Genomic DNA, 10,243 nt, shown 5'->3' on the forward strand with positions numbered 1-10,243 from the left:
AAACGGATACAGGCTATTTACCTTCAATAAAGTATTGATGAAACGAAATAAAATCAATACTCTACAAACCTAGTTTGAACAGGTAACTTAACTTTATGAAAACCACTATTAATGACGTAGCAAAACATGCCGGCGTATCAATAAAAACCGTCTCGCGTGTAATTAATAACGAAACGTCAGTTCGCGATCACACCCGAGAAAAAGTAATGGTCTCTGTTAATGAGTTAAACTATCATCCTAACTTAGCAGCCAGAAGCTTAGCGGGTACAAAGTCTTACAGCATTGCCTATATATATGATAACCCAAATGCTTATTACATAATCGATATGCAAAATGGGATATTAAACGCGTGTAAAAAGCACGGGTTCGAATTACTGATCCATCCATGTAACGCAAAAGAAGAACGAATTATTGACGAGATCACGAGCATGGTTAAACATACGCGGATTGCAGGCGTGATGTTAACGCCGCCTTTTTCTGAAATGCCTCTGTTTGTAGAAAAGCTCGCACAGCTTGATGTAAAAATAGTGCGTGTTTTGTCTGGCAATATCGCACCAGATAATCTTACCCCCTGCATTATGATAGACGACAAACTTGCCTCTAAAACAATTACAGAACACCTAATTACAAATGGCCATAAACGTATCGGCTTTTTAGCCGGTGGCGCAGAGCATAACTCAACAAAAGAGCGCCTTGAAGGCTATAAAGACGCACTACAACAACACAACATCACTATAGATAAACGCCTTATTGTTGCGGGTGAATATTCATTCGAATCAGGAGTAGAAGGCGCTAAAACATTAATAGCCCTGACAGATAAACCCACTGCTATTGTGTCATGTAATGATGAAATTGCAGCCGGCGCACTTTTTGCTGCAAGACTATTAAATATTGATATACCAGAGCAGTTATCAATAACGGGGTTTGAAAATAGCCCATTCTCACGTCAAACCTGGCCTAAATTAACAACGGCAAACCAACCAAACGATAAAATAGCCGAAGATGCTGCCAATTTATTAATTGCACAAATACGCAACGGGGATGATCGCGACATAGTCAAAAAATACATCCCAGAGCTTATCGTGCGTGATTCCACTACACAAATAAACTAGACCCGAAAAGCCGTTAATTTGCACGGTTTTCAGTTAAAAACCCTATTTGATCGTTGCTATTTAAGCCGCGATTAAATAGGACTCTTGTCCTGAATGTTTACTACCACGTTTAAATGAACCTTTGCCTTTTTTAGCTTTAACCACTTGTGGTTTAAATAATTTAGAGGTTACTAATGCTGCTAGTGCATTGTGATTTATTACACCTCGGCCAGTGTCGACTGCACTGTTGCTTGGTGTTTTCATTTTAGATTTTTTAGCCATATTTTTTCCTACGTTTAATAATATTGGTACTACTGAGATGGCGATTGTAGACGTAATTTTCAACCGCGCAAGCAATTTTTAGCGTCAGTTTACTGTTTTATTAGAATAAAAAAGCATAAAAAAAGCGCAGTAAATAACTGCGCTCGTTGTTAACTTTTTAAGTATCAAGTTATGCTTTAACTAATTAAAACTCAAAGCTTATTTTTGCATAATACGTTCTGCCGTCAAAGCCATAAGGTAATGCACGTACAGGGTATTTAAATGCACCATTAGTAATAGCATTAAGCACCTCATCATCACCTAACTCATCTGGCGTTTCGTCAAATACATTATCTGCACCTACCGAAAGCGCAAATATATCATTGATTTGGTAGCTCACATTTAAATCAACTAATACAGCAGATTCAACCGTACTGGTTGCTTTAAACGAACCATCTGTTGCAAGCTCTATATGATCGTTACCAAAGTATTTTACGTCTGTTTCACCAAAGTAATTAAAACGCACTGTTGAAGTATACGCATCACGCTCATAATCAAACGTCAGCGTTGCACGCTCACCTGGCTGCCCATCGGTCAAAAAGCTACGCTGTAAGTCATCAAGCGCTACATTTTGTGGAATACCTTCAGAGGCATTTACACCGTCTATTTTAGTATCGTTTAAGTTACCCGCAAAAGTAACGCCTAAGTTACCACCTTCAAGTTCTGTACGGTACGAGGCAATAATATCGACGCCTTGCGTAGTCGAATCAACAGAGTTCGAAAAGTAGTTAGCTTGCACAGCACCCGTTGCTTGCAAAGCTGCCACAGCTTGAGCACTAAAAGCAACGTCATCTGCCGAAAGTAAGCTACCTAAGTTAATACGGTCTTTTATTTCTACACGATAAAAATCAACCGTCAGTGAAAGCTCACTGCTGATGTCATAAACAAAACCAGCGCTTAAGTTAGTCGATGTTTCTAGCTCTAAGCTATCAACACCTAAAGCACTTGGAAAAGCCGAGCCCGTTGTGGCTGTAAACGACTGAGTCAGCGTACCGTCAGAGCCTAAATTAGTCGTAAAAGCAGTGTAACCACTTTGTTGTAGTGATGGCGCTCTAAAACCGGTCGATACAGCACCACGCACAGCAAAATCGTCGTTAACTTCGTAACGTGTTGCTAATTTACCAATGATGTCGTCACCCGCGTTAGAAAAATCTTCGTAACGTAAAGCACCACTCACATTCCATTCATCGGTTATCATCGTTTCTAAATCTACATACACTGCATAGCTATAGCGGTCGGCCTCGTTAGATGCCTCAGGACGAAGTCCGTTATAAGCTTGAAAACCACATTGTGCAAATTGACTAGGATCGTTAACCGATGGATAAGACGTATCCATATTGGCTAAACCACATGCATACGATGCTTCGCTGCCAGGTACAATTTCATAATTTTCTTTACGGTATTCAGCGCCAAATGAAACATATAATGGTTCATTACCTGTATCAATAATACCGCTTATATCCATATTTAACGTTGTTTGATCAAACCTAAAACCACCAGAGTAGCCACCTGTAGGGCCTGAATTTGCTGCTATATCGGCATCTGTTGCACCTGGATTATTCACTAAGTACTCTGCCGCATAAGACGCGTTTAGTGTGTTACGCGATGTAAAGTCATATTGGTTTTCACCATATACAGCAGATACATCGTAAAACCAATCGGCATTTATCTCACCTTTAAAGCCAACAGCAACTGAAATGTCTTGTGCCTCGTTGTATATACGCGGTAAAAAACCATCGCTGTATACTTGTGTTACATTTTTTGATGCTTCGTTAAAGTTACGATAAAAACCGTTACCTAACGCAGTGCGCTCAGAGTAACCACCAAACGAATAAAGCTCTACATCACCAAATGGCAGTGCCATGTTATAAAATAATGAGGTAAACTCGCTTTCAGAGTTACCTTGCCCCCAGCGTACGTCTTTTGAAAGCGTCCCTGGCGCAACATTTAACGAACCACCTGTATCGCGCTCAGCACGGTTAGTGCCATCTGCATCACGATACTCAAGCGATAAATTAATAAATCCACCTTCGTTTCCTAAATCAAAACCGCGGTTAATACCGGCTGAAATAGTATCGCCATCGCCTTCACTGGTACTTCCGTATTGTACAAACCCTGTAGTAATGCCTGTTGAATTATTAAGTGATAGGTTAATTACACCCGCAATCGCATCAGAGCCATATTGTGCAGCAGCGCCGTCGCGCAGTACTTCAACACCTTTTAAAGCGGTAAGTGGAATTGCATTCATATCGGTGCCTGCAGCGCCTGCGCCTACAGTACCATTAAGGCCAAAAATAGATTGATTATGACGACGCTTACCATTTACAAGAACAAGTGTTTGATCAGGCTGTAAGCCACGAAGTGTAGCGGGTCTAAATAAATCAGAGCCATCTGACACCTGCGTACGCGAAAAGTTAAAAGAGGGTGCTGTTGCTTGTAAGCTTTGACCAAGTTCTGTGAACCCGCCTTTATTTAAATCATCAGCGTCAATTAAATCGATAGGAGACGAAGACTCTGTTGAGGTTCGATTAGATACCCGCGAGCCGAGTACAGAAATTTGTTCGATATTTTTTTTGGCTTGTACCGGTGCTTCTTGTGCATTAACAATACTTGGTGCGCTAAAGGCAAAAGCAATGGCTACAGCGAGTGTATTCAAACGATATGTTGGCATAATGGTGACCCTGTTTTTCTGTTTTTATAATATGTGTGAGGTTGTAATAGCCACAACCTGTTGCAAACATCCTAGCAACATATACAACCAAAAAGAAATGAAAAAATCAAATAATTGGTCTAAGTATGCAAACAAATTCAAATACAGGAAAAAACCACCTCAAACAGACTAAAATAACCACAACTAAAGCATTAAATTGCAACACCCAACTCGTTAACCTTATATTTACATTGTGTTTTTTTTAACTAGCCTCTGTTTTTATTGGTAACAAGCACCGAATACTTGTACCTTCATCTAATACGCTGTTAACTTCTATTGTTCCATGATGATCGCGTACCATAGCGTATACAAGTGTCATTCCCATCCCAGTACCTTGCCCTATATCTTTTGTTGTATAAAATGGGTCAAACATATGTGCTTGGGTATATTCACTCATACCGCAGCCATTATCTTTCACCTCGATGCAAATGTGTCCAGAAACCTCAAAAACATTCACTTCAATTACACAGTTTTTAGCATTTTTAAACTCGTATGCCTGGCTTGCATTCATTAATAAATTTACAAAAATTTGATTAATTGACGATAAATTACAAATAATGTTGGGCACCGAATCGAAGTGAGTTTTAATTTTGCATAATTTAAGCTGGCTGCTAAGCAATTTTAATGCGTTATTTGCAGCCTCGATTACATTCGCTTGCAGTTTATCTTGGCTTATTGACGGGTGAGCAAAGTTTAATAAATTATGCACTATGTGCTTAATACGACTAAGGCCCTCTACACTATCATCTATTTGTTCTAACAAATCGCAACCGATCCATGAAAAGCGTTGCCGCTCATTTAAAAGGGCCAGTTCAATTTTATAATCACGACTAGCAACATCTCCCTTTAAATATTGATCATTAAGTTCTAGCAGTGCAAATATGTTGGGGGCTACCTGCTGTAAACCTTCAATGTTGCTCATAGCATAGGCTAGCGGATTATTTATTTCGTGTGCGACCCCTGCGCAAAGGGTCCCTAGCGTTGCCATTTTTTCAGTTTGAATAAACATCTTTTGTTGATACTCTAGATCCGCTATCTTTTTTTGTAGTTCATTATTAATAGCGACTAAAACGCGACTTTTATCTTTTAGTAGCGACTCTGCCGCTAAACGTTTTTTTTGTTCATTTAAAAAAGCCTGCTCAAAACCACTATCTGATCCATTCATAGCTCGCACTCTTATACTTATTAATAAGTAAGATGTAGTTGCCTAAGTTTAATAACGCAACTCAAATTATTTTTTAAGCTACGCTTAATAAATATGTTATATCAGTTTTAGGATTAAATGTGTTCAAACTAGGGCTACGTAATGAGGTAAAGCAATGACAAATACAGTAAAAAACACATCGGCTAAATATGTAGATGTTCTGTGCGTCGATGATGACGAGATTGTATTACGTTCCTTAATGCGTTTACTCAAAACAAATGAGCTAACTGTCATTATTTCTGATAACCCTGAAAAGGCATTAAAACTTTTTGAGAGCCATGAATTTGGTTTAATAATTAGCGACATGCGTATGCCACAAATGAATGGCGCGCAATTTTTAGAAAAAGCTCGTGCTTTAGCACCAAACACACAACGTATTTTATTAACCGGCTATGCCGACATAGAAACAACTTTAGCAGCTGTTAACCAAGGCCAAATTAATGGATATATTCAAAAGCCTTGGCAAAACGATTTACTGCTGCGCAGTATTAATAACAGTCTCGAAAAATTTGCATTAAAAAATCAAAATAAATTATTAGAAGAGCAAGTTAAAACACAAAACCAAGAACTCCTCGAATTAAATAACTCACTAGAGCAACGCGTAGAAAAGCGTACTCAACAAATTAAACAAGTGCTAAAAAAGCTCGAAGCAGCTAACGAGCGAGAAAAACACGAACACAAAGCAACCGTTGAGCTACTTTATAATTTTATTAACGCTAATCCATATCTTGATGGGAACAAAGCACAAAATATTGCAAATACGTGTACACAAATAGCGTTATATTTAAACCTATCACAAGCAAGTATAGATCTTGCCCCTATGGCTGGTTATTTAGCCCAAATAGGGCTACTTGCAATGGATCCTGAACTTTATAAAAAGCCGGTTAGTAAACTAAACGAATTACAACGTAAAACATTTTACACGCATCCAAGTACCGCACAATTAATGCTAATGCCCGCCACACATTTGCACGACTTATCGGATGCCATTTATTATCAGTTTGAACGCTACAACGGTAATGGTATGCCAAAAGGACTCGCCGGAAATGATATTCCTATCGGTGCTATGGTACTTGGTTTAGCGCGCGACTACTGGGATGCATTTGAACTCAGTAATGCAGTAGATGAAAAAGATCGCCACACAAACGCATTAGAAAATGTAAAACTTTACAGTGGTACATTTTATCATCCTAAAATTGTACGCGCCTTAGAAGCTAGCCAAGCTAAAATGAGCGAGCAAAAAAGTACGGCTGGCTCTGTACTTATTTGCACAGCATCCGAACTTAAAGAAAATATGGTACTTGGCCATGCTTTGCACAGCCACGCCGGTATAATGCTGCTACCTAAAGGTCATGTGTTTGTTCGTAAATCAATCGAAAAGCTTCAGCAGCTTGAAGCAAAAAAACCAACGCCCTTTAGAATAATGGTTAAAACTGCTAAATGATTGATCTAAACTAGGCTTTTATTCGTTACAATGGGCTTAAATAGTCTGATATCCATTAAAGAAGTTTGCCTCAGGCTTAACACTCATTACAAAATTAACCTAGCTTGAAGGAGCACAACGTGTCGCGATTTTCTGCCGTAACCGATAATCCCCACGACGGGCGTTTTAATCAAAAAACGGGAATATTACTTACCAACTTAGGAAGCCCCGACGCCCCCACCGCTGCTGCTTTACGAATTTATCTACGTGAGTTTTTATCTGATCCTCGCATAGTAGAAATTCCTCGTCTAGTGTGGATGATCATATTACATGGCATTATTTTGCGTGTGCGCCCTAAGCGTTCAGCAAAATTATATAAAAGCATATGGACCGAAAATGGTTCACCTCTTACTCATATTACTCGCCAACAAAGCGTTAAATTAAATGCATTATTAAAAGAGCAAGGGTACACCAATACAGAAGTTGTTATGGCAATGCGCTATGGCAATCCGTCAATCGAAGCTGGTCTTGAAGAACTTAGAAACAAAGGCTTAACCCGTATCATTATATTGCCAATGTACCCTCAGTATTCTAGCCCAACAACAGGCTCGACGTTTGATGCTGTATCAAGTGTATTACGTAAATGGCGCTGGGTGCCTGAGCTGCATTTTATAAATGGATATCATAAAAACACTCGTTATATTGAGTCCTTGGCCAATAGCATTAGCGAAGATTTAGAAGCCAATGGAATGCCACAAAAACTGGTTTTTTCATATCATGGTATGCCTCAGTTGTTTTTAGAGCGAGGCGACCCTTACCATTGTTTGTGCCTACAAACCACGCGTTTAGTCGTAGAAAAGTTAGGCCTTGATAAAGACAACGTAATTAGTACGTTCCAAAGTCGATTTGGTAAGGCCGAATGGTTAAAACCATACACAGATGTAACCCTTGAAAGCCTTCCAAGTGAAGGAATAAAAGACGTAGCCATAATTAGCCCTGCTTTTAGCGCAGACTGCTTAGAAACTCTAGAAGAGCTGGAAGGCGAAAACCGCGAAATTTTTGAAGAAGCGGGTGGCGAAAAATACCGTTATATAGCAGCCCTTAACGACAGAGACGACCACATCAATGCAATTTTTGATGTGTTAAAACCGATGTTATAAACGTTTATAAATAAAAAGCATTTAGCGAGTCAATTGTACCCGCTAAATGCACAATCCTTTATGTCCCCCTTATTCTCGCGTGAGCAAGCCCGACCATACAACCTCTGCTTATAATTTACTTGTAGACGCGCAGCTTGCTGGCGTATAAAAACGCAGTTTTTAAAATATCTTAACAATAAGAAGCTACCGCTTTTCGCGTGAGCAAGCTCTAAGCCTACAGCACAAGCTTATAATTTACCTGTAGACGCAAAGCTTGCTTGCGTGTAAAAACGCAGTTTTTAAAATATCTTAACAATAAGAAGCTAGCGCTTCTCGCGTGAGCAAGCTCTAAGCCTACAGCACAAGCTTATAATTTACCTGTAGACGCAAAGCTTGCTTGCGTGTAAAAACGCAGTTTTCAAATTATTAAGCACCTCTGTTTTGGCATAAACCAATCTTATGTTCATTGAAAACCGCCACTCATTATCTGCACACATATTATTCATAGCTATAAATTCGCGTATTAAAGACAAAAAATCAACTTTATTTTTAAATTTAATTATTCAGTAAATTAGGCCTTTTAGTGTTGTATTTAACTGAACAATGAAGTTCCCATAAAAACTCCAACTCCGTGTAAATACAGGAAAAAACCAATACTAAAAAATAAAAAAAGGATAAAAACAAAATAACCTCATATTAAATAAGGGATTGAAAATTAACCGTTACCACTTTTTGATTACATTTATTTTCTTGATCTAATCTAACTTATACTATAAAACGTAACATCAAATTAACTTAAAGCGCGAAAAGAGAAACAAATGAAGAGGTCTATTGCCTTAACCATAGCAATTTCGTTATCAGCCTTTGCTATTTATCAACTATTTGTTAACAACGACAATGTTACAGAGCGTAGTGCTCCAATTGCTATTGATATAGTCCCGGTGAGTAGTTTGTCGGCTCAAAATACACATGCGCCTCTACCTATTGATATGAGTAACGATCCGATAATTTCAAAAGCAAGCGCGCCAACACTTCAAAATGTGCCATTTAACGAGTTTGACGCAGTGAATCGTCTTTCAGATAAAGCCAAGCAAGTACTCATAAACGCAAAGGTACTGCCTACTGATTTGCACAATGAAGCATATGTAGAGTTTGATTTAAGTTCATTACGCGCCTTAAAAACGGGCGAAAATTTTGATTTAGCCATTCCTCAAACAACCGAAACTTACACCGCCGAAGTAACGAATGTAGTAAGTGCCGAAAATGGCGATAAAAGCATATTTGGCACAGTAACCGGAGTCGACGGGCAAATGCACAATACTGTTTTAACCGTAGGAAAAGACGCCGTTTACGGCCAATTTACTGCACCAAGCGGTAACTATGTATTTGAAAGTAAAGGCCAGTATGGCTGGATAGCGGCTAAACGTGATTTATATAAAAGTCACATAGAACACGATGTGAGTACGCCAGAGCAAAAAACAGATAAAACCGTAGACATATTTGCACCAAAAGCAGATGACAAACCGTAAGCTAAAAAGCTAAACCACAACAAGAGTAAGGTAATACAACAATGAAAAAATTAATCACCACAACCGCTGTTGCTGCAGCATTATGCATGACAAGTATTGTACAAGCAGAAACTATCGATATTGGTATTTTATATACTGATCAATCAGCAGCAGCTACAAGTAATATTGATACAAAAATAAATCAATTAATTGCTTTTAGTAATCAGGTATATAGCCAAAACGGTGTAGACATTACTCTGCGCTTAGCAGGTAAAAAAAACCTAGGTAACTACGCAGTAACACCATCAGAGCAATGGTTAAATTCAATCACTAACAGTGACTACGTAGACGGCCTTCGTTCTGATTGGAAAGCGGATATGGTTGCAGTACTAGGTACTGGCCAAAGTGCTGGTAATGGACTTATTTCATGTGGTTTAGCGTGGGTTGGTCAAGGTACAAATGGTAACTTATATAACTCAATGAGTAATAACATGTACTCAATCAGTGCAATTGACTGTGGCGCAACCACTTTTCTACATGAGTTAGGCCACAACCAAGGTTTAGCACATTCTCGTAGACAAGGCGATACTTCTGGTGGTGTATACACAGACGGTATGGGCCATGGCGTACAAAACAACTTTGCAAGTATTATGGCTTACCCACATGTATTTGGTAGCGCAACACAATACGACTACTTTTCAAATCCAAATTGGACTGTAGGCGGCGTACCATTTGGCGTAACTAACGAGTCATATGCCATTCGTACTATAAAAGCGACTAAAACAAGCATCGCTAATTTTAAGTAAAAAGCTGATTGTAAAAGTGGGCTAATTACCCACTTTTACAC

Annotated in this window: 8 protein-coding genes; 5 read left to right on the forward strand and 3 right to left on the reverse strand. The window is 38.9% G+C overall.

From position 1 onward, the window contains the following. The first annotated feature begins 95 nt into the window (after positions 1 to 95). Positions 96 to 1,112: a LacI family DNA-binding transcriptional regulator gene (locus tag H5119_RS19315; RefSeq protein WP_182703391.1), complete on the forward strand. Its 1,017-nt coding sequence runs from the start codon at positions 96 to 98 to the stop codon at positions 1,110 to 1,112. 60 nt (positions 1,113 to 1,172) lie between these two features. On the opposite strand, the gene arfA is transcribed toward H5119_RS19315, so the two are convergent. The 3 genes from arfA to H5119_RS19330 all read right to left on the reverse strand — a co-directional run bounded on the left by arfA (position 1,173) and on the right by H5119_RS19330 (position 5,287). Further along, on the reverse strand, positions 1,173 to 1,373 hold the full coding sequence (gene arfA, locus H5119_RS19320; RefSeq protein WP_138586553.1) for a ribosome alternative rescue factor ArfA: 201 nt from the start codon (positions 1,371 to 1,373) through the stop codon (positions 1,173 to 1,175). Between the two features lie 184 nt (positions 1,374 to 1,557). Continuing rightward, positions 1,558 to 4,083: a TonB-dependent siderophore receptor gene (locus H5119_RS19325; RefSeq protein WP_182703392.1), complete on the reverse strand. Its 2,526-nt coding sequence runs from the start codon at positions 4,081 to 4,083 to the stop codon at positions 1,558 to 1,560. A 241-nt stretch (positions 4,084 to 4,324) separates the two neighbouring features. Beyond that, complete coding sequence (locus H5119_RS19330; protein WP_182703393.1) at positions 4,325 to 5,287, reverse strand: sensor histidine kinase; 963 nt, start codon at positions 5,285 to 5,287, stop codon at positions 4,325 to 4,327. A gap of 154 nt (positions 5,288 to 5,441) precedes the next feature. On the opposite strand from H5119_RS19330, the gene H5119_RS19335 reads away from it, so the two are divergent. The 4 genes from H5119_RS19335 to H5119_RS19350 all read left to right on the forward strand — a co-directional run bounded on the left by H5119_RS19335 (position 5,442) and on the right by H5119_RS19350 (position 10,202). Further along, on the forward strand, positions 5,442 to 6,770 hold the full coding sequence (locus H5119_RS19335; RefSeq protein ID WP_182703394.1) for an HD domain-containing phosphohydrolase: 1,329 nt from the start codon (positions 5,442 to 5,444) through the stop codon (positions 6,768 to 6,770). Positions 6,771 to 6,889: 119 nt separating this feature from the next. Beyond that, positions 6,890 to 7,909 carry a ferrochelatase gene (gene hemH, locus H5119_RS19340; protein WP_182703395.1) on the forward strand — a complete coding sequence of 340 codons (1,020 nt, stop codon included), beginning with the start codon at positions 6,890 to 6,892 and terminating at the stop codon, positions 7,907 to 7,909. Between the two features lie 797 nt (positions 7,910 to 8,706). Further along, on the forward strand, positions 8,707 to 9,417 hold the full coding sequence (locus H5119_RS19345) for a hypothetical protein (protein ID WP_182703396.1): 711 nt from the start codon (positions 8,707 to 8,709) through the stop codon (positions 9,415 to 9,417). Positions 9,418 to 9,458: 41 nt separating this feature from the next. Beyond that, the gene (locus H5119_RS19350) at positions 9,459 to 10,202 is read left to right on the forward strand and encodes a M12 family metallo-peptidase (RefSeq protein ID WP_182703397.1); all 744 of its coding nucleotides are present in this window, start codon (positions 9,459 to 9,461) and stop codon (positions 10,200 to 10,202) included. The last annotated feature ends 41 nt before the right edge of the window (positions 10,203 to 10,243 follow it).

This window comes from Pseudoalteromonas sp. SG45-5 (assembly GCF_014164085.1).
GTDB lineage: Bacteria > Pseudomonadota > Gammaproteobacteria > Enterobacterales > Alteromonadaceae > Pseudoalteromonas > Pseudoalteromonas aliena.